23 protein-coding genes are annotated in these 19,427 nt (G+C 66.4%); 18 read left to right on the plus strand and 5 right to left on the minus strand.

Annotation, left to right across the window (positions count from 1 at the left end; translation table 11 throughout):
- From sdhC to ACT6SE_RS08015, 9 genes are all read left to right on the plus strand, one after another.
- Positions 1-393, plus strand: coding sequence for a succinate dehydrogenase, cytochrome b556 subunit (sdhC, locus tag ACT6SE_RS07975; RefSeq protein WP_024958620.1), 393 nt, complete (start codon positions 1-3; stop codon positions 391-393).
- Entirely contained in the window at positions 390-776 is a 387-nt protein-coding gene (gene sdhD, locus ACT6SE_RS07980) for a succinate dehydrogenase, hydrophobic membrane anchor protein (protein ID WP_005409077.1), read from the plus strand. Before sdhC ends, sdhD begins: the two co-directional genes overlap by 4 nt.
- A 31-nt stretch (positions 777-807) precedes the next feature.
- Complete coding sequence (gene sdhA / locus ACT6SE_RS07985; RefSeq protein WP_014646765.1) at positions 808-2,598, plus strand: succinate dehydrogenase flavoprotein subunit; 1,791 nt, start codon at positions 808-810, stop codon at positions 2,596-2,598.
- A 66-nt stretch (positions 2,599-2,664) separates the two neighbouring features.
- Positions 2,665-3,450 carry a succinate dehydrogenase iron-sulfur subunit gene (locus ACT6SE_RS07990; RefSeq protein WP_005409079.1) on the plus strand — a complete coding sequence of 262 codons (786 nt, stop codon included), beginning with the start codon at positions 2,665-2,667 and terminating at the stop codon, positions 3,448-3,450.
- Between the two features lie 75 nt (positions 3,451-3,525).
- Positions 3,526-3,774, plus strand: coding sequence for an FAD assembly factor SdhE (locus tag ACT6SE_RS07995; RefSeq protein WP_005409080.1), 249 nt, complete (start codon positions 3,526-3,528; stop codon positions 3,772-3,774).
- Positions 3,725-4,174 (plus strand): hypothetical protein, encoded by a 450-nt coding sequence (locus ACT6SE_RS08000; RefSeq protein WP_046429946.1) that lies wholly within the window; start codon positions 3,725-3,727, stop codon positions 4,172-4,174. The genes ACT6SE_RS07995 and ACT6SE_RS08000 overlap by 50 nt, the downstream gene beginning before the upstream one ends.
- 23 nt (positions 4,175-4,197) lie before the next feature.
- The gene (locus tag ACT6SE_RS08005; RefSeq protein ID WP_032958619.1) at positions 4,198-5,439 is read left to right on the plus strand and encodes a lipoprotein-releasing ABC transporter permease subunit; all 1,242 of its coding nucleotides are present in this window, start codon (positions 4,198-4,200) and stop codon (positions 5,437-5,439) included.
- Positions 5,432-6,145 (plus strand): lipoprotein-releasing ABC transporter ATP-binding protein LolD, encoded by a 714-nt coding sequence (gene lolD, locus ACT6SE_RS08010; RefSeq protein ID WP_014036806.1) that lies wholly within the window; start codon positions 5,432-5,434, stop codon positions 6,143-6,145. The genes ACT6SE_RS08005 and lolD overlap by 8 nt, the downstream gene beginning before the upstream one ends.
- A 107-nt stretch (positions 6,146-6,252) precedes the next feature.
- Positions 6,253-6,702 (plus strand): DUF6491 family protein, encoded by a 450-nt coding sequence (locus ACT6SE_RS08015; protein WP_032958624.1) that lies wholly within the window; start codon positions 6,253-6,255, stop codon positions 6,700-6,702.
- Between the two features lie 74 nt (positions 6,703-6,776).
- Here the strand turns inward: ACT6SE_RS08015 and ACT6SE_RS08020 are convergent, their stop codons facing one another.
- From ACT6SE_RS08020 to ftsY, 3 genes are all read right to left on the minus strand, one after another.
- On the minus strand, positions 6,777-7,046 hold the full coding sequence (locus ACT6SE_RS08020) for an oxidative damage protection protein (RefSeq protein WP_004153160.1): 270 nt from the start codon (positions 7,044-7,046) through the stop codon (positions 6,777-6,779).
- 5 nt (positions 7,047-7,051) lie between these two features.
- Positions 7,052-8,176, minus strand: coding sequence for an A/G-specific adenine glycosylase (mutY, locus tag ACT6SE_RS08025; protein ID WP_046429947.1), 1,125 nt, complete (start codon positions 8,174-8,176; stop codon positions 7,052-7,054).
- An 82-nt stretch (positions 8,177-8,258) separates the two neighbouring features.
- Positions 8,259-9,590, minus strand: coding sequence for a signal recognition particle-docking protein FtsY (ftsY, locus tag ACT6SE_RS08030; RefSeq protein WP_046429948.1), 1,332 nt, complete (start codon positions 9,588-9,590; stop codon positions 8,259-8,261).
- Between the two features lie 128 nt (positions 9,591-9,718).
- On the opposite strand from ftsY, the gene ACT6SE_RS08035 reads away from it, so the two are divergent.
- Positions 9,719-10,018, plus strand: coding sequence for a hypothetical protein (locus tag ACT6SE_RS08035; protein ID WP_014646771.1), 300 nt, complete (start codon positions 9,719-9,721; stop codon positions 10,016-10,018).
- A 216-nt stretch (positions 10,019-10,234) separates the two neighbouring features.
- Here ACT6SE_RS08035 and htpG read toward each other — a convergent pair whose 3' ends face one another.
- Positions 10,235-12,124, minus strand: coding sequence for a molecular chaperone HtpG (gene htpG, locus ACT6SE_RS08040; RefSeq protein WP_046429950.1), 1,890 nt, complete (start codon positions 12,122-12,124; stop codon positions 10,235-10,237).
- 679 nt (positions 12,125-12,803) lie between these two features.
- Here htpG and ACT6SE_RS08045 point away from each other — a divergent pair.
- The 8 genes from ACT6SE_RS08045 (at position 12,804) to ACT6SE_RS08080 (ending at position 19,004) form a co-directional block, all read left to right on the plus strand.
- Positions 12,804-13,097 carry a transposase gene (locus ACT6SE_RS08045; protein WP_006388655.1) on the plus strand — a complete coding sequence of 98 codons (294 nt, stop codon included), beginning with the start codon at positions 12,804-12,806 and terminating at the stop codon, positions 13,095-13,097.
- Positions 13,094-13,954 carry an IS3 family transposase gene (locus ACT6SE_RS08050; RefSeq protein ID WP_046429951.1) on the plus strand — a complete coding sequence of 287 codons (861 nt, stop codon included), beginning with the start codon at positions 13,094-13,096 and terminating at the stop codon, positions 13,952-13,954. The genes ACT6SE_RS08045 and ACT6SE_RS08050 overlap by 4 nt, the downstream gene beginning before the upstream one ends.
- A 234-nt stretch (positions 13,955-14,188) precedes the next feature.
- The gene (gene rsmD / locus ACT6SE_RS08055; RefSeq protein ID WP_014646773.1) at positions 14,189-14,767 is read left to right on the plus strand and encodes a 16S rRNA (guanine(966)-N(2))-methyltransferase RsmD; all 579 of its coding nucleotides are present in this window, start codon (positions 14,189-14,191) and stop codon (positions 14,765-14,767) included.
- Between the two features lie 26 nt (positions 14,768-14,793).
- A complete protein-coding gene (gene coaD, locus ACT6SE_RS08060; protein ID WP_014036814.1) occupies positions 14,794-15,303 on the plus strand; it encodes a pantetheine-phosphate adenylyltransferase in 510 nt (169 codons plus the stop codon).
- A 60-nt stretch (positions 15,304-15,363) separates the two neighbouring features.
- Positions 15,364-15,855: a hypothetical protein gene (locus tag ACT6SE_RS08065; protein ID WP_005409092.1), complete on the plus strand. Its 492-nt coding sequence runs from the start codon at positions 15,364-15,366 to the stop codon at positions 15,853-15,855.
- Between the two features lie 132 nt (positions 15,856-15,987).
- Complete coding sequence (locus tag ACT6SE_RS08070; RefSeq protein ID WP_004153175.1) at positions 15,988-16,269, plus strand: YfhL family 4Fe-4S dicluster ferredoxin; 282 nt, start codon at positions 15,988-15,990, stop codon at positions 16,267-16,269.
- Positions 16,266-17,996: a gamma-glutamyltransferase gene (gene ggt / locus ACT6SE_RS08075; protein ID WP_014646774.1), complete on the plus strand. Its 1,731-nt coding sequence runs from the start codon at positions 16,266-16,268 to the stop codon at positions 17,994-17,996. Before ACT6SE_RS08070 ends, ggt begins: the two co-directional genes overlap by 4 nt.
- Before the next feature lie 120 nt (positions 17,997-18,116).
- Positions 18,117-19,004, plus strand: coding sequence for an MBL fold metallo-hydrolase (locus ACT6SE_RS08080; protein WP_019338337.1), 888 nt, complete (start codon positions 18,117-18,119; stop codon positions 19,002-19,004).
- A gap of 85 nt (positions 19,005-19,089) precedes the next feature.
- Here ACT6SE_RS08080 and ACT6SE_RS08085 read toward each other — a convergent pair whose 3' ends face one another.
- Positions 19,090-19,383, minus strand: coding sequence for a PsiF family protein (locus tag ACT6SE_RS08085; protein ID WP_046430010.1), 294 nt, complete (start codon positions 19,381-19,383; stop codon positions 19,090-19,092).
- Positions 19,384-19,427 lie beyond the last annotated feature (44 nt).

Here is a 19,427-nt window from a genome sequence, read left to right on the forward strand (position 1 = left end):
ATGGCGACCAGACAACGCCCACTTTCCCCGCACCTTCAGGTGTATCGCTGGCAGATTCAGATGGCCACCTCGATCCTGCATCGAGCCACTGGCGTCTTTCTGTCTGTTGGTGCCCTCATCATCGCCGCCGGCCTGCTGGCCCTGATGATGGGGCCCGAGTCCTGGAACTGCTTCACCGGCCATGCCGGGGCCTGGTATGGCCGCGTGTTCCTGTTCGCGTGGACATGGTCGTTCGCCTATCACCTGTGCAATGGCATCCGCCACGTCGTGCAGGACTTCGCCATCGGCTTCAGCATCCCCGCCTTCATCCGCAGCAGCTGGCTGTCGGTCATCGGCAGCCTGGTGATCACCCTGCTGGTGTGGGCCTATGTGATGTTCGGAGGTGCCGCGTGAGCAAGTTCCGTACCCCGTTGAAGAACGTGCGCGGCCTTGGCTCGGCCAAGACCGGCACCGAGCACTTCGTGCACCAGCGCCTGACCGCCGCCGCACTGGTGGTGCTGGGCATCTGGTTCCTGGTCTTCGTGCTGGGCCTGCTGGGCTCGGACTACGCCACCGCCGCCGCCGCCGTGGCCAAGCCGTGGAACGCGGTGCCGCTGATCGGCCTGCTGATCGCCATGTTCTGGCACGCGCAGCTCGGCATGCAGGTCGTGCTGGAAGACTACATCCACGAATCGCTGCTGGCCCTGGTGCTGCAGACCGCGGTGAAGTTCGTCGCCGTGCTCGGCATGATCGTCAGTGTGTTTGCGGTGGGCCGCATCGCCCTCGGCGTTGCCTGAGCCCAGGCACCTACACAGGAATCCAGATTAGATGTCCGCTTACAAGATCACCGAACACAAGTACGACATGGTCGTGGTCGGCGCCGGCGGTGCCGGCCTGCGCGCCACGTTCGGCCTGGCCGCCAAGGGCCTGCAGACCGTGTGCCTGACCAAGGTCTTCCCGACCCGTTCTCACACCGTTGCCGCCCAGGGCGGTATCTCGGCCGCGCTCGGCAACATGGGCGAGGACGACTGGCGCTACCACTTCTTCGACACCATCAAGGGGTCGGACTGGCTGGGCGACCAGGACGCCATCGAGTACATGTGCCGTGAAGCCATCCCGGCCATCATCGAGCTCGAACATTACGGCGTGCCGTTCTCGCGCACCGCCGAAGGCAAGATCTACCAGCGTCCGTTCGGTGGCATGACCACCAAGTATGGCGAAGGCCCGGCGGCGCAGCGTACCTGCGCGGCGGCCGACCGTACCGGCCACGCGATGCTGCACACGCTGTACCAGCAGTCGCTGAAGCACGACGCGCGCTTCATGATCGAGTACTTCGCGCTCGACCTGATCTTCGACGAGGAAGGCGCCTGCCGCGGCGTGCTGGCCCTGGACATGTCCGACGGCACCCTGCACCTGTTCCGCGCCCAAGGCGTGGTACTGGCCACCGGCGGCTACGGCCGTGCCTACTTCAGCGCCACCTCGGCGCACACCTGCACCGGCGACGGTGGCGGCCTGGCCATGCGTGCCGGCATCGCCATGCAGGATATGGAGTTCGTGCAGTTCCACCCGACCGGCATCTACGGCGCCGGCTGCCTGATCACCGAGGGTGTCCGCGGTGAAGGTGGCATCCTGCGCAACAGCAGCGGCGAGCGCTTCATGGAGCGTTACGCGCCGCACTACAAGGACCTGGCCTCGCGCGACGTGGTCAGCCGTTCGATGACCATCGAGATCCGCGAAGGCCGCGGCGTCGGCGAGCACAAGGACCACATCCTGCTCGACCTGACCCACCTCGGCCCGGGCGTGATCGACGAGAAGCTGCCGGGCATCGCCGAGAGCGCCCGCATCTTCGCCGGCGTCGACGTGCACAAGCAGCCGATTCCGGTCATCCCGACCGTGCACTACAACATGGGCGGCATCCCGACCAATTACCACGGCGAAGTGGTGCAGAAGGTCGGCGACAACGACAATGCCGTGGTGCCGGGCCTGTACGCCATCGGCGAAGCGGCCTGCGTGTCCGTGCACGGCGCCAACCGCCTGGGCTCGAACTCGCTGCTGGACCTGGTGGTGTTCGGCCGTGCCGTGGCCAACCGCTGCGCCGAGACCATCAAGCCGGGCGCCGCGCACAAGCCGCTGCCGGCCGATGCCTGCGACAAGGCGCTGGGCCTGCTGGACAAGCTGCGCCACGCCAACGGCGATACCCCGACTTCGGTCATCCGCGATCGCATGCAGCGCACCATGCAGGCCGACGCGGCGGTCTTCCGCACCAGCCAGACGCTGAAGGAAGGCTGCGAGAAGATGGACAAGATCTTCGACTCGTTCCAGGACGTGAAGGTCTCCGACCGTTCGCTGGTGTGGAACTCGGACCTGATCGAGACCTACGAGCTGAACAACCTGCTGCTCAATGCGGTGGCGACGATCAACTCGGCCGAACAGCGCAAGGAAAGCCGCGGCGCGCATGCGCACGAGGACTTCCCGGACCGCGACGACGTCAACTGGCAGAAGCACACCCTGGTCAGCGTCGACGAGAAGGGCAAGTGCAGCTTCGACTACCGTCCGGTGCACATGTACACGTTGACCGACGACGTGTCCGTGGTGCCGCCGAAGCCGCGCGTGTACTGATCCGACCCCGCCTACCATGCAATCCGCGCCCACGGGCGCGGGCCGCCTGAGCCAACGAGAGCAGCCATGGCCGAGTTTTCACTCCCCAAGAATTCCAAGATCACGAAGGGCAAGCATTTCCCCGTCAAGAACGGCGGCAAGAATGTGCGCACCTTCAAGATCTACCGCTGGAGTCCGGACGACGACAGCAACCCGCGCACCGATACCTATGAAGTCGATCTGGACGCCTGTGGCCCGATGGTCCTGGACGCCCTGATCAAGATCAAGAACGAGATCGACCCGACCCTGACCTTCCGCCGCTCGTGCCGCGAAGGTATCTGTGGTTCGTGCGCCATGAACATCGACGGCACCAACACCCTGGCCTGCACCCGAGCCATCTCGGACTGCGGCAAGAAGGAAGTGCCGATCTACCCGCTGCCGCACATGAACGTGGTCAAGGACCTGGTTCCGGACCTGACCCACTTCTACGCGCAGTACGCGTCGATCAAGCCGTGGATCCGCACCCAGACCCCGGCACCGCCGGACCGCGAGCGCCTGCAGTCGCCGGAAGACCGCAAGAAGCTGGACGGCCTGTACGAGTGCATCCTGTGCGCCTGCTGCTCGACCAGCTGCCCGAGCTACTGGTGGAACGGCGAGCGTTACCTGGGCCCGGCGATCCTGCTGCAGGCCTACCGCTGGATCATCGACTCGCGCGATGAGGACACCGGTGCGCGCCTGGACGATCTGGAAGATCCGTTCAAGCTGTACCGCTGCCACACCATCATGAACTGTGCCCGGACCTGCCCGAAGGGCCTGAACCCGGCACTGGCGATCGCCGAGATCAAGAAGCTGATGATGGAACGCCGCGCCTGATACACGGCGCAGGGTAGTTGCATGACCCCAGTAGAGCCACGCCATGCGTGGCTTTGCTGTATCTGGAGAAACACGATGGAAGAAGACGTTCTGCTGAAGAAGCTGCGCTGGCGCTGCCGCCGCGGCATGCGTGAGCTGGACCAGCTGTTCGGCCGCTACCTGGACCACGAGTGGAGCACTGCGCCGACCGAAGAGCGCGAGGTTTTCCTGTTCCTGCTCGACTGCGAGGACGATAAGTTGTGGCGCTGGTTCATGGGCTACGAGGCCTGCCCGCATGCGCACGCGATCCCCCTCATGCAGAAGATCCTCGCCCTCAAGCCTTGAGTGGCGCCCCTCGCGGCTGCAGGCCGCCGCCCAGTTGGCGGTGCTGCTGGCTGCGCCGTGGCTGCTGCGCGCATCGGATCTGCCTTCACGGCTGCTGATGCCCGCAGTGGTGCTGGCCTGGTGCACGGGCCTGGCCGAACTGGCCTGGCGCCAGCGCAGGCCGCGCGTGCAGGTGCTTCTGCCGCCGCTTCCCGAGCCACTGCAGGTGGCCGGGCAGGACGTTGATACGCCACGGCTGGTGGTGCGTGGCCCATGGCTGTTGTTGCTGTGGCGTGAGGATCGGCGCCGCCAGCGCCTGCTGTTCTGGCCGGATGTGCTCGATTCCGGGCAGCGACGTGAACTGCGACTGGCCGTGGCCGCACCCGCCGTTTCCCGTCAGCCCCGGACGATGGCACCATAAGCTGAATTGACCGGCGTGCCTGCATGTTCAAACCCATTCCCGTGGCCATTGGCCTGCGCTACCTGCGCGCCAAGCGCCGCAACGGCTTCATCTCCTTCATCTCGATGGCATCGATCCTGGGCATCGCGCTCGGCGTTACGGTGCTGATCACCACGTTGGCGGTGATGAGCGGATTCCAGAAGGAAATCCGCAGCCGCCTGCTGCAGATGACCGCGCACACCACCATCAGCCGCGACGGCGAGCCGATGCCGGACTGGATGCGCGTGGTCGACGTAGCCCGCAAGGATCCGCGCGTGGCCGGTGCCGCGCCTTACATCGAGATCCAGTCGATGATCAGCGGCCCACGCGTGCAGGGTGCGATCATCCAGGGCATCGATCCGGCGCTGGAGCCGAAGGTATCGGTGATCGACAAGAAGGTCACCAAGGGCAGCTATGCCAGCCTGACGCCGGGCAGCTTCAACCTGCTGCTGGGCAAGGAACTGGCGATCTGGCTCGGCGTCGACGTCGGTGACCAGGTGCTGGTGACCTTCGCCGAAGTGCAGGGCACGCCTGCCGGTGCCGTGCCGCGGATGAAACGCTTCACCGTCAGCGGCATCTTCGAGGCCGGCTACAACGAGGTCGACCGGGGCGTCGGCTTCGCCAACATGCAGGACCTGGAGCGCGTGCTGCGCAGCGACGGCGCCACCGGCGTGCGGCTGAAGCTGCACGACATGGACCGCTCGCTGGAAGTGGGCGTGGACCTGGCGCAGAGCCTGGGTGGTGCCTACCGCGTGAGTGACTGGACCCAGCAGAACGCCAACCTCTACCACTCGCTGCGCATGGAGAAGGTGGTGATGGGCATCCTGCTGTCGCTGATCATCGCCATGGGTGCGTTCAACCTGGTGTCCTCGCAGGTGATGCTGGTGACCGACAAGCAGGCCGACATCGCCATCCTGCGCACCCTCGGCCTGACCCCGGGCGGGGTGATGCAGGTGTTCATGGTGCAGGGTTCGCTGATCGGCATCTTCGGCACGCTGGCCGGCCTGATCGGCGGCATCACCCTGACCCTCAACCTGGAACGCATCCTGGGCGCCATCGAAAGCGTGTTCAACGTCAAGCTGCTGCCGGAGGATGTGTACTACATCACCGGCCTGCCGACCGACATGCAGACCGGCGACGTGGTGGCGATCACCGTGGTCGCGCTGCTGATGAGCTTCCTGGCCACCCTGTATCCCGCCTGGCGGGCGGCACGCACCCAGCCGGCGGAGGCCCTGCGTTATGAATAAGGTCTTCAACCGCGGCGATGAGGTGATCCGCGCCGAAGCACTGGGCAAGACCTACGCCGAAGGGCGCATGCAGACCCCGGTGTTCGATGGACTGGACCTGACCGTGACCGCCGGCGAAACCGTGGCGATCATCGGTGCCTCCGGTGCCGGCAAGAGCACGCTGCTGCACCTGCTGGGCGGGTTGGATATTCCGACCGCAGGCGAGGTCTACGTGACCGGCCAGCGCATGTCCGCGCTGTCGGACACCGCGCGTGGCCTGCTGCGCAACCAGGCGCTGGGCTTCGTCTACCAGTTCCACCACCTGTTGCCTGAGTTCACCGCGCTGGAAAACGTGATGATGCCGGTGCTGCTGGCCGGCACTGCCGTGGCCGAAGCGAGCAGCCGGGCCACCACGCTGCTGGAAGCGGTCGGCCTCGGACATCGCCTGGACCACAAGCCGGGCGAGCTGTCCGGTGGTGAGCGCCAGCGTGCCGCAGTGGCCCGTGCGCTGGTCAATCATCCGGCCTGCGTGCTCGGTGACGAGCCGACCGGCAACCTGGATGACCGCACCGCGGGCACCGTGTTCGAGCTGATGCTGGAACTCAACCGCGCGCGTCATACCAGCCTGGTGCTGGTTACCCACGACCGCAGCCTGGCGAGGCGCCTGGACCGGGTGCTGGAGCTGCGCGAAGGTCGCCTGCACGCGCTGGCCCACGCCGACGTCTGAGCGGCCGGCAACGGCCGCCTCCCGGCGCCTGAACGGGTTTACCTGCCCTCGCGCCGGCCGCACATCGGCCGGCGCATGATCGCAGCAGGTTCCCCGAGGAGATCGCCATGAAGACCCCGATCCTGATCGCCGGACTCTGCCTGGCGCTGGCCGCCTGCGCGACCACCGGCCGGCTCAGCAGTACCGAGAAACTGGATCTGTACCGCGCCCACGCCGGCGCGCCGCAGAACGACATGCAGTTCTTCGGCAGCCTCAATGGCTGGACCGAACTGGGTGACAGCGCGCTGGCGGTGTGGACCCGGCCGAGCGAGGCTTACCTGCTGGAACTGAGTGGTCCGTGCCCGGACCTGTCGTACGCCACCGCCATCGGGTTGACCAGCAGCATGGGCCGCGTGTCATCGCGTTTCGACAAGGTGCTGGTGCGCGACCCGACCGGTGGCCCGCGCATGCCGTGCTTCATCAACAGCATCCGCAAGCTGGACGTGAAGGCACTGCGTGCCTCCGAGCAGGAGCTGCGCCAGGCGCAGGTGCAGGAGCGCGAGGAAAATACGAAATAGCGCGGTAGTGCCGGCCGCTGGCCGGCAACCTGGCATCTGCGCGATGCCGGCCAGCGGCCGGCACTACCTTTGGGTCAGGCTTCCGGGGTGAAGCCGGCAGGCTTTTCCGCGTCCTTCTCGAACAGGAACTTGACCAGTTCGCCCTCAAGGAATGCGCGATGCTCCGGGGTGCGCGGCGACAGGCGGTTTTCGTTGATCAGCATGGTCTGGTGCGCGAGCCACGCGGCCCAGGCCTGCTTGCCGATGTTGTTGAAGATGCGCTGGCCCAGTTCGCCGGGGTAGGGCACGAAGTCCAGGCCCTCGGCATCGCGTTGTTCGTACTGGCAGAAGACGGTTCGGGACATGGCACTCACTCGTGGTTGCGGGGTTTCTTGGAATTTCGTTTCGGCGCCTTGGTCGTGGCGCCGTCGAGCAGCTTGCGGATCGGCGCTGGCAGGCCCAGCGCGGGCAGCTCGTCGTTGGCGACCCAGCGCAGCGTGGGTTCTTCCACGCGCAGGCCGTGCACCTGCCGCGACAGTACCTGCAGGTGCAGCTTGTAGTGGCTGAAGGTGTGCTGCAACACCGGCAGTTCCTCGGCGTCTTCCAGCGAACCTTCGACGTGCGCGTCGAACCAGTCCTGCAGTACGCTGCCGGCATCGGCCTGCGGCAGCGTCCACAGCTGCGCCCAGATGCCGGTGTCCGGCCGCTTCTGCAGCAGCACGCGCTGCTGGGCATCGCGCAGCAGCAGGGCCACGGCTTCGCGCTCGGGCAGGGTCTTGCTGGGCTTGGGCGTGGGCAGTTCGGCGGTACGGCCTTCGCGGCGCGCCGCGCACGCGTCCTGCAGCGGGCAGATCACGCAGGCTGGCTTGGCGCGGCTGCACACCGTCGCACCCAGGTCCATCTGCGCCTGGGTGTAATCAGCCATTCGCCCGGCCGGCACCTGCGCCACGTGCGCCTCGGCAATCGACCACAACTGTTTCTCGATGGCCGGCAGGCCGGGAAAGCCGTCGATGCCGTGGTAACGGCTGAGCACGCGCTTGACGTTGCCATCGAGGATCGCGAACGGATCGTTCCAGGCCTGGCTGAGGATCGCACCTGCGGTGCTGCGGCCGATGCCGGGCAGGGCATGCAAGGCATCGAAATCGCGCGGCAGGTCGCCGTCGTGCAGTTCCACGCAGCGCTTCGCGGCGGCATGCAGGTTGCGTGCGCGGGCGTAGTAGCCGAGCCCGGCCCACTGCGCCATCACCGCGTCATTGCTGGCGGCGGCGAGGTCGGGCAGCGTCGGGAAATGCTGCAGGAACCGCTGGAAGTACGGGATGACCGTGGCTACCTGGGTCTGCTGCAGCATGATTTCCGACAGCCAGACCCGATAGGGGCTGCGTGGGTGCTGCCAGGGCAGGTCGTGGCGACCATGGTCGTCGAACCAGTGCAGCAGGCGGGCGACGAAACCGTCCCGTTCTGCAGTTTCGGCGCTGGCGTGCGGCTGGCGGGGCATTGGAGTTCCAGAGAGGCAGCCACCCGTGGGGTGGCTCTACCAGGCTGCGGTAGAGCCACGCCATGCGTGGCTGCGCGGTGTATCAGGCGCCCAGCGCTTCGGGCAGCAGGGCGTCGACGAACGCTTCCGGATCGAACACGCGCAGGTCTTCCGGGCGCTCGCCGATACCGGCAAAGCGGATCGGGATGCCGAACTCGCGGGCCAGCGCGAACACCACGCCGCCCTTGGCAGTGCCGTCCAGCTTGGTCACCACCAGGCCGGTCACGTTCACTGCGGCATTGAACTGGCGCAACTGCGACAGCGCGTTCTGGCCGGTGGTGCCGTCGATCACCATCAGCACTTCGTGCGGGGCGGTGGGGTCGATCTTGCCGAGCACGCGGCGGATCTTGCCCAGCTCGTTCATCAGGCCGGACTGGGTGTGCAGGCGGCCGGCGGTATCGGCGATCAGCACCGAGGTGCCGCGGGCCTTGCCGGCCTGCAGCGCGTCGAATGCCACCGAAGCGGCATCGGCGTTCTGCCCCTGCGCGACCACGGCTACGCCGTTGCGCTCGCCCCAGGCCTGCAACTGGGCCACGGCGGCGGCGCGGAAGGTATCGCCGGCAGCCAGCATCAGGCTGTGGCCGTCGTCCTTGAAGCGCTTGGCCAGCTTGCCGATGGTGGTGGTCTTGCCGACGCCGTTGACGCCGACGGTGAGCACCACGAAGGGCTTGGCGTTGCGATCGATCACCAGCGGCTTGGCCACCGGCTGCAGGATCGCGATCAGCTCGGCGCGCAACGCGGCCAGCAGCGCATTGGCGTCGGCGAACTCGCGCGACTTCATGCGCTTGCGCAGGCCCTCGACCAGATCGGTGGTGGCGCCCACGCCGACGTCGGCGGTGATCAGTGCGGTTTCCAGTTCGTCCAGCAGATCGTCGTCGAGCTTGGGGTTGCGCGAGAACAGTCCACCGAAGCTGCGCGCGATGACGCTGTTGCGCAGGCGTTCGCGCCAGCCGGGCTTGCCGGCAGGCGCCGGAACGGCATCGATCGAGGCGGCGGCAGGCAGGTCGTCGGTGACCGGTGCCGGGGTGGGCTGAGGCAGTGGTGCGGGTGCCGGTTCGATGGCCGGGGCCGCCACCGGGGCGACGTCGATCCGGGCGGCCGATTGCGGAGCGCTCGGAGCGGGAACGACCGGAGCCGGAACCACCGGAGCCGGAACCACCGGGGTGGGCTCGAAAGCGACCGGAACGACGGCTGCCGGCGGCGGCTCGGCCGGCGCAGGCGCGGCCGGTACGGCTACCGGTGCTGGCTCTTTGTCCTCGACCGGCGCGGCCGACGGGAACGCCGCCGCCAGCTCTTCAGCCGAGTAGTGCTGGGTCTTGGGTGCCTCCGCTGCGGGGGCATCCTGGGGCTTCTTGCGGCGGAAAAAACTGAGCATTGGCAAAAGGCGCTGAAATCAGGGGGATATGCTACCACTCGGGCCTGTCGGGCCGATGTGACTCAAGGTCGCGGCCCGCCGGCCGTTAACCGGTCCGGAGGGCTGCGTCGTGCGGCCCGGAGACCGCCATGGACAACGTGATGGGAATTGCCCTCGGCGGGATGCGTGCGTCCCAGCAGGGCGTGCAGGTGGCTGCGCACAACGTGGCCAACCTGGCGACCCCGGATGCCCAGCGCCTGCAGCTGCAGCGCAGTGCTGCCGGGCAGGGTGGGGTGCAGGCCGCGGTGATTCCCGTCGGCGCCGATGCCGGCGCGCCGCTGGGTGACCTGCTGGCCGCGAAAGCCGAGGTGGTGGCCTTCGCCGCCAATGCCGCGGTGATCCGCCGCCAGGACCAGATGCTGGGTTCGCTGCTGGATCGCGACGCCTGAACCCCTTCGGCAGGCGCCAACCGCCGCCCCTGGTGGGTGCCAACCTTGGTTGGCACTCTCCACCCGCGCCGGTAGGTGCCAACCTTGGCTGGCACGCTCGATCCGCCCCGGTAGGTGCCAACCTTGGTTGGCACGCTTTTGGGGCGCCAACCAAGGTCGGCCTCTACCAGAGCACCGCCGGGTAAGCCGGGCCATGCCCGGCGACCACCCTGTCGATCAGGCCGACAGCTCCAGCAGCAGCTTGTTCAGCCTCGCCACGTAGGCACCCGGGTCCTTCAGGCTGTCACCGGCGGCCAGCGCGGCCTGGTCGAACAGCACCCGGCCGAGGTCGTCGAAACGCGCGCCATCGGCTTCGGCATCCAGCTTGGCAATCAGTGGGTGGCCCGGGTTGATTTCCAGCACCGGCTTGCTGTCCGGCACCTTCTGCCCGCTGGCTTCCAGGATCTGGCGCATCTGCAGGCCCAGGTCCTGTTCGCCGATGGCCAGTACCGCCGGCGAATCGGTCAGGCGGTGTGACACGCGCACTTCGGCCACGTCATCGCCCAGCACGGTCTTCAGGCGCTCGACCAGGCCCTGCTTGTCCTTCGCCGCGGCTTCCTGTTCCTGCTTGTCCGCTTCGGTTTCCAGCGCGCCCAGGTCGAGATCGCCACGAGCGATGTCGACGAAGCCCTTGCCGTCGAAATCGGTCAGGTAGCCCATCAGCCACTCGTCGATGCGGTCGGTCAGCAGCAGCACTTCCACGCCCTTCTTGCGGAACACTTCCAGGTGGGGGCTGTTGCGCACCTGGCTGTAGCTCTCGCCGGTCAGGTAGTAGATCTTGTCCTGGCCTTCGGTCATGCGGCCGAGGTAATCGGCCAGCGACACCGTCTGCGCATCGCTGTCGCCGCGGGTGGAGGCGAAGCGCAGCAGCCCGGCCACCTTCTCGCGGTTGTTGTAGTCCTCGGCCGGGCCTTCCTTCAGCACTTGGCCGAATTCCTTCCAGAACGTGGCGTATTGCTCCGGCTTGTCGGCGGCCAGCTTGTCCAGCATGTCCAGCGAGCGTTTGGTCAGCGCCGCCTTCATCGAATCGATGACCGGGCCGGACTGCAGGATCTCGCGCGAGACGTTCAGCGACAGGTCGTTGGAGTCGACCACGCCCTTGATGAAGCGCAGGTACAGCGGCAGGAACTGCTCGGCCTGGTCCATCACGAACACGCGCTGCACATAGAGCTTCAGGCCCTTGGGCGCATCGCGGTGGTACAGGTCGAACGGCGCGCGGCCGGGCACGTAAAGCAGCGAGGTGTACTCCAGCTTGCCTTCGACCTTGTTGTGGCTCCACGCCAGCGGATCGCTGTGGTCGTGCGCCACGTGCTTGTAGAACTCGGTGTACTCGGCGTCGCCGATCTCGGTGCGCGGACGGGTCCACAGCGCGCTGGCGCGGTTGACGGTCTCCCACTCGACGGTGGCGCCTTCCTCGCCTTCCTTCGGCATCTGGATCGGCAGGCCGATGTGGTCCGAGTACTTCTTGAGGATGCTGCGCAGGCGCCAGCCGTCGGCGAAATCATGTTCGCCATCCTTCAGATGCAGGACGATGCGGGTGCCGCGCTCGGCCTTGTCGACGGTGGCGACGTTGAAATCGCCTTCGCCGCGCGAGGTCCAGCGCACGCCTTCACCTGCGGCCAGGCCGGCGCGGCGCGAGGTCACTTCGACCTCGTCGGCAACGATGAAGGCGCTGTAGAAGCCGACGCCGAACTGGCCGATCAGCTGCGAATCCTTCTTCTGGTCGCCGGACAGCTGGCGCAGGAAATCGCCGGTGCCGGACTTGGCGATCGTGCCGAGATGGGCAATCGCCTCGGCGCGACTCATGCCGATGCCGTTGTCTTCGATGGTGATGGTGTGGGCGGCGGGGTCGAAGCTGACGCGCACGCGCAGTTCGCTGTCGCCTTCCAGCAGGGCCGGCTGGGTCAGGGCCTCGAAGCGCAGCTTGTCGGCGGCGTCGGCGGCGTTGGAGACCAGCTCGCGCAGGAAGATCTCCTTGTTCGAGTACAGCGAGTGGATCATCAGCTGCAGCAGCTGCTTGACTTCGGTCTGGAAGCCAAGGGTTTCGGTCTGGGTGGTCTCGGTCATCGATAGGGCTCCATGTGCAATGCCGCGCCAGCGCGTGCGGCCTCGCCAAGGGGTATGGCTGATTGTCCCGAAATCAAGGGGTTGGTCGGCCGGGCTTGCAGCCCTGCACCTGCAGAGGCCGATGCAACAGCAACAGCAACAGCGGGCTATCCGTGGGATGGCGGGGCGGTGTGGATTGGCAGGACACGCCGTGAACCCCCCTCCGGGGGCCGGCCCAGCCGCTGGCGGCTGTGCGTTCGGGCGCTTGCGAAGCAGTGCTTCGCAAGCAAAGCGCCCTCACCCATGGGGGCTCGATGGCGCCATCCATGGCGCCAACGGTCCTGCCACCCCACACCGCCCCGCCTCTGACAGGTTCACTCGGCTGTTGGTAGGTGTCGACCTTGGTCGACACATCTGTCAGATATCGAAATAAATCTGGGGTCAGATCCGTTTTCCGCAGGAAAACGGATCTGACCCCAAGAGCTGTTCCGACAGATCGCAGGGAACTGTCGAAGGCGGGGTGCATCCAATGGGGTCAGATCCGTTTTCTGCAGGAAAACGGATCTGACCCCAAGAGCCGTTCCGACAGATCGCAGGAAACTGTCGAAGGCGGGGTGGGTCCGGTTGAGGGGGCGTGTGATCTGGCCCCCCGTCAGCGGACGCCAAGAAGCGATACTTTGATCGCACTTGGAGGTCCCTTATGTCCCGTATCACCCGTCGTAGCTATACCGATGAGTTCAAGCACCAAGCCGTGGAGCTGGCCGAGTCGCTCGGGCCGGCCGCAGCGGCCCGTCAGTTGGAGATGTCGGTCAAGACGCTGGCAAATTGGCTTGACGCGGTCCGTGCTGGCCGGTCGTTGACCTCTGAGGCTCGCAGGCCAGCCACCGACCTGGAAAGCGAGATCAGCCGCCTTCGGGCCGAGAACGCCAATCTGAAGATGGAGCGGGAAATCCTAAAAAAAGCGGCGGCGTTCTTTGCCAGAGAGTCCAAGTGAGGTACGCCTTCGTCGCCAGTCAAAGGACTCAGTACCCGACCAGGTTGTTGTGTCGGGTTCTTGGGGTTTCTGTCTCTGGATTCCATGACTACCTGCACCGGCAGTGTGCCCAAACGTGCGATGTCGATTTGGCCCTCCGTACCGAGCTTCGGGCCATTCATGTGACCAGCAGGCGCAGTTATGGGCGACGTCGGCTGGTCAGGGCCTTACGAGCCAGGAATCATCCAGTCGGCCACAAGCGCGTGGCACGGTTAATGGCCGAGGAGCGAATCCAGGGCAAGGCCAAAGGCCGATTCCGACCCAAGTCCTCTGGCGGCTCATCTCAGCTCGCCCCCAACCTGCTGGATCGGCAATTTGCCCCCGGAACCGGACCGACGGCGTGGGTCGGGGATATCACGTATGTCCCTACCCGCCAGGGATGGCTGCATCTGGCCGTGGTCATCAGCGTCCAGACCCGGCAGGTGCTGGGCTACAGCGTTTCCACGCGTCTGACTGAAGAGCTGGTGGTGAAAGCATTTGCCAATGCTTGGGCTCTGCATCCACAACGACCCGGCCTGATCTTCCATTCAGATCGTGGTGGGCAGTACTGGGGAAACGAGTTTCGCCAGCTGCTGCAGTCCCATGGCGTGGTCCAAAGCATGAGCCGGCCTGGCAATTGCTGGGACAACGCGGTGGCCGAGAGCTTCTTTGCGACGCTCAAGACAGAAGAGGCTGCCGAGCCTTACGCCAGTAGAGAACAAGCCAGCCAGTCCATCGCTGCTTACATCCACGGCTTCTACAATCCAGCCCGGCTACACTCGGCGCTGGGCTACCACTCGCCTAACAACTACGCCCGGCAGCTCCGGACTGCCGCCTGAAACGGCTTCATGGCGTCCGTTTTCAGGGGGCCAGATCAGTGAGCCGCATGGATGCGGCGACCGAGCTTACATGGACGTACTTGCAGCGTCCCCCTCAACCGGGCCCACCCCGCCATCCCACGGGGATGCCCGCTGTTGCTGTTGCTTCGGCTTCTGCGGGTGCCGGGCGCCGCCCGGCCGAACTACAATCCCGCTCATGCTGAATTTCTCGAATTCCTCCCGCCGGGGGCGCCGATGAGCGGCCGCGGTGGCAATGACGGCCAGGTCCGCATCATCGGCGGGCGCTGGCGCAATACCCGGCTGCCGGTGCCGACCCTGCCGGGCCTTCGCCCCAGCAGCGACCGCGTGCGCGAAACCCTGTTCAACTGGCTGATGCCCAAGCTCGGCGGGGCCCGCGTGCTGGACCTGTTCGCTGGCAGTGGCGCGCTGGGCCTGGAGGCGGTCTCGCGTGGCGCTGCCCACGCCACCCTGGTCGAGCGCGATGCGCAGCTGGGACGCAACCTGACCGCCGCCGTCGCCAGGCTGCAGGCCAGCGACCAGATCACCGTCGTGCAGGCCGATGCCCTGCGCTGGCTGCAAGGGGCGCAGGCGCAGCAGGCCGACCTGGTCTTCATCGACCCGCCGTTTGCCGATGGCCTGTGGCAGGACGTGCTGGCCCAGCTGCCGCGGCACCTGGCCGCCGACGCCTGGCTGTACCTGGAATCGCCGGCCGGCCACGTGCCGGTGCTGCCGCCGGACTGGCTGCTTCACCGCGAGGGTGGCACCCGCGAGGTGCGCTTTGCCCTGTACCGCCGTGCCACTGCTACACTTTGACCTCATCTGAACATCTGCATCCGCCCATGACCGTGGCCAATCGCCGCATTGCCGTCTACCCCGGCACGTTCGACCCCATCACCAACGGTCATATCGACCTTGTGAGCCGGGCCGCGCCGCTGTTCGAAAAGGTCGTGGTCGGCGTGGCGCAGAGCCCGTCCAAGGGCCCGGCGCTGCCGCTGGAGCAGCGCGTGCAGCTGGCGCGTGGCGCGCTGGCCCACCACGGCAACGTCGAGGTCATCGGCTTCGATACCCTGCTGGCCCATTTCGTACGTTCGGTGCAGGGCGGGGTGCTGCTGCGCGGCCTGCGCGCGGTGTCCGACTTCGAGTACGAATTCCAGATGGCCAGCATGAACCGCCACCTGATCCCCGAGGTCGAGACCCTGTTCCTGACCCCGGCCGAGCAGCACAGCTTCATTTCGTCCTCGCTGGTCCGCGAGATCGCGCGCCTGGGCGGCGACGTGTCCGGTTTCGTGCCGGCCGCGGTGCTCGAAGCCCTGCGCAAGGTCCGCGAAGCGAAGTCGGCACAGTCGTAAGCCCCGCTGTACCCGCACCCCATTACGTACACCACCACGCACCATTCCGGGAGGAAACCCATGAACACCACCATGCGCGCGATGCTGATCGCTTCGTTGGCCCTGGCCTTCACCGCCTGCAAGAAGGAAGAGGCCGCTCCGGTCGACGAGGCCAAGCAGGCCCTGGTCGCCCCGGCCAAGGACGACGATGCAGGCTGGAAGAAGTACCTGCAGGAAGTGGCGATCCAGAACATGGGCAACATCACCAACAGCCCGTTCCTGTACTACCTCTCGCCGGAATCGGACCCGGACTTCCAGGCCAAGTACGAGCGCCAGACCGAGAGCGCGACCCAGGCCGTGGCCCGTGGCGTGCAGCCGGGCAACATGCTGGCCTTCGGTTCGTCGGCCTCGGGCAAGATGGCTGACATGATCCAGGCCGTGTTCAAGGACGTGTCGCCGGATTCGATGAAGGGCGTGCGCGTCGTCTTCATCGGCCAGTCGGCCGACAACGCCCGCGTGCAGGCTGCGATCCAGCCGACCGGTGCCGAGTACATTTTCGTCGAAGCCAAGTAATACCGAGCCATGGCGGCCATGCTCCGGCATGGCCCGGGCGGCATCCTGCAAGGGCGCCGCTGATGACCTGACCGGCCCGCGCGCCCGCGCTGGCCGGTCCTTTGTCCCAGGGCGCGGGCGAGGAGTATCGCCGTGTCGCTGAAAATCAACGAGCTCTGCGTCAACTGCGACGTATGCGAGCCGGCCTGCCCCAACCAGGCCATTGCGATGGGTGAAACCATCTACGTGATCGACCCTGCGCGCTGCACCGAATGCGTGGGTCATTTCGACGAGCCACAGTGCGTGGTCGTCTGCCCGGTCGAGTGCATCGACCCGGACCCGGAGATCGTGGAAACGGAAGACCAGCTGCTGGCCAAGCTGCGCCAGCTGCAGCACGATCACCCCGAACTCTACGCGGAGCCCCCATCCGAATGAAGACGCTGATCGTCCGCCCCCTGTTGCTGCTCGGCCTGCTGCTGAGCCCCATGGCCTGGGCCGACAGCCCGGCCCGTGCCGATCGCCCTGATGGCGCGGCCATTGCCAGCGGCCACGCACTGGCCACCCAGGCCGGCATCGACATCCTGGCGCAGGGCGGCAACGCCTTCGACGCTGCAGTGGCGGTGTCGTCCACGCTGGCGGTGGTCGAGCCGATCAGTTCCGGGTTGGGCGGCGGCGGCTTCTTCCTGCTGCACGACGCGGCCACCGGCAAGGATGTGATGCTGGATGCGCGCGAGACCGCCCCGGCCGCGGCGACCCCGCAGGCCTTCCTCGACAAGCAGGGCAACCTGGACCGTGATCGTTCGGTCAACGGTGCCTGGTCGGCGGGTATTCCCGGCCTGCCCGCAGCGCTGGTCGAGCTGTCGGCCAAGCACGGCAAGCTGCCGTTGTCGGCCTCGCTGCAGCCGGCGATCCGCATCGCGCGCGAAGGTTTCCCGGTGTACGACCGCATGGCCAAGGGCTACGCGTCGCGGCGTGAAGTGATGGAGCGCTATCCCGGCACGCGCGAGGTCTACCTGCGCAATGGCAAGCCGATCGCCAGCGGCGACCTGTTCAAGCAGCCGGAACTGGCGCAGACGCTGGAGCGCCTGGCCGCGGGGGGCTTTGATGGCTTCTACAAGGGCCAGACCGGAAAGCTGTTGCTGGCGGGCGTGAAGCAGGCTGGCGGCAAGTGGACCGCTGAAGAACTGGCCGGTTACCGCGTCAAGCAGCGCGAGCCGATCGTGTTCAACTACAACGGCTGGAAGATCACCACCGCGCCGCCGCCGTCGTCCGGTGGCATCGCGCTGGCGAGCATGCTGCAGATCCTGGAAGGCTGGGACATCAGGAAGATGGACCCGGCCCACCGCACCCACCTGGTGGTGGAGTCGATGCGCCGCGCCTACCGCGACCGCACCTTCTTCCTCGGCGATCCGGACTTCGTGCAGATCCCGCAGAAAGTGCTGACCAGCAAGGATTATGCGCAGGGCCTGCGGGCGACCATCCATCCGGAGAAGGCCACGCCCAGCGACCTGCTGTCGGGCAATCCGACGCCGCTGGAAGATGACGAGACCACGCACTTCTCGATCATCGACCGCGACGGCAACCGCGTCGGCGCCACCCAGACCGTCAACCTGCTGTATGGCTCGGGGCTGATTCCCAAGGGCACCGGCGTGCTACTGAACAACGAGATGGACGACTTCGCGCTGAAGCCGGGCACGCCCAATGCGTTCGGCGTGATGGGCTATGAGGCCAATGCGCCGAAGGCCGGCAAGCGCATGCTCAGCTCGATGACGCCGACCTTCATGGAGAACGCCGACAAGGTCGTGGTGCTGGGCACCCCGGGTGGCAGCCGCATCATCACCATGGTGCTGCTGGGCATCCTCGGCTACGACGACGGCCTGGATGCACAGCAGGTTGCCGCGCTGCCGCGCTACCACCACCAGTGGCTGCCGGACCTGATCGAAGCCGAGGACGATGCGTTCGACGCGGCGACGGTGAAGCAGTTGCAGGCGATGGGCCACAAGATCGACCTGCCGGGTGACGTCGCCGCAGGCGGCCGCGGTTCCAGTCACGTGTGGGGCAACCTGCAGACCGTGGAATGGGACCGCAAGGCGAACAAGCTGTTCGGCGGCAGCGACCCCCGCAACCCGGTGGGCAGCGCCCAGGTCGTGCCGGCACGCTGATCCGGTAGCGCCGGCTGCTGGCCGGCAATCCGGCAGATTACCGAAACCCCGCCTTTGCCGGCGGGGTTTTCTGTTTCCTTTCTAGCGATTATTTAACGGGCCGGCGCCGATAATCGACGCATGAAACTCTGGTCTATTCGTGGAAACTCGCAGCGCCTCGATGGCGGCGCGATGTTCGGCAACGCACCGCGTGCGTTGTGGGAAAAATGGGCGGCGCCGGACGAGCTCAATCGCATCGAGCTGGCCTGCCGCGCACTGCTTGCCAGTCCGCTGGAAGGCAAGACCGTGCTGTTTGAAACGGGTATCGGGGCGTTCTTCGATCCGCGCATGCGCGAGCGCTACGGCGTGCAGGAAAGCCAGCACGTACTGATCGATTCGTTGCGCGAAGCCGGCTTCGAGCACGAGGATATCGACGTGGTGGTGCTCAGCCACCTGCACTTCGATCATGCCGGTGGCCTGCTGGCGGCATGGAGCGAAGGGCGAGAGCCGGAACTGCTGTTCCCCAATGCGACTTATGTGGTCGGTGCGCAGCATTGGCAGCGCGCCGTGCAGCCGCATCCGCGCGACCGTGCCAGCTTCATTCCGGAACTGCCGGGCCTGCTGCAGGCCAGTGGCCGGCTGGAAGTGGTGGACGGGGAGTACTCGAAGGCACTTGGCCGCAGCGTGCGCTTCAGCTACAGCGACGGGCATACGCCGGGACTGATGCTGGCCGAGATCGTCGGTCACGCGCATGCCGGCGAAAGTGCGCATGGTGGCGTGGTGTTCTGTGCCGACCTGATCCCGGGGCGCTCATGGGTACACGTGCCGATCACCATGGGCTACGACCGCAACGCCGAGCTGCTGATCGACGAGAAGCGGCAGTTCCTTGAAGACAAGCTGGCGCGCAACGTGCGGCTGTTCTTCACCCACGACCCGCAGGTGGCGCTGGCGCAGCTGGGCCGTGATGACAAGGGACGTTTCGTGACCCTGCACGAACAGGGCGAGCTGAAGGCGCGCGCCCTGGGGTAATGAAAAGGCCGGGCAATGCCCGGCCTTTCACTGACGGTGGTAGATCCACGCCATGCGTGGATGGCGTTCGATCCGGACGCGACGATTATGACGACTTCAGGCAGCTGCTCATGAAGGTCTTGCGCGCATCACCGGCCAGCTTCTTCGCGCCCGCGTCAGCGTTGCACTTGCGCATCCGTTCCTGCTGCGGATTGACCGCCTTGGTCTCGGCGGCGTGGCCGCTGAGGCAGGAGCTCTGCGCGGTCTTGTAGGCATCACCCTTCAAGCCCTTGTTCTTGGCCGAGCATTCGGCCATGCGCTGCTGCTGCGGGGTTGTGGCGTTGGCAGCCAGGGGCAGGCCGACCAGCAGGACGGCGGCCAGCAGGAAAGAGGCTTTCATCGGGAGCTCCAAGGGTGGCGGGTGCGCGGAGCATTCGCTTCAGG

This window comes from Stenotrophomonas sp. LC732 (assembly GCF_052446685.1).
Classification (GTDB): Bacteria; Pseudomonadota; Gammaproteobacteria; order Xanthomonadales; family Xanthomonadaceae; genus Stenotrophomonas; species Stenotrophomonas muris.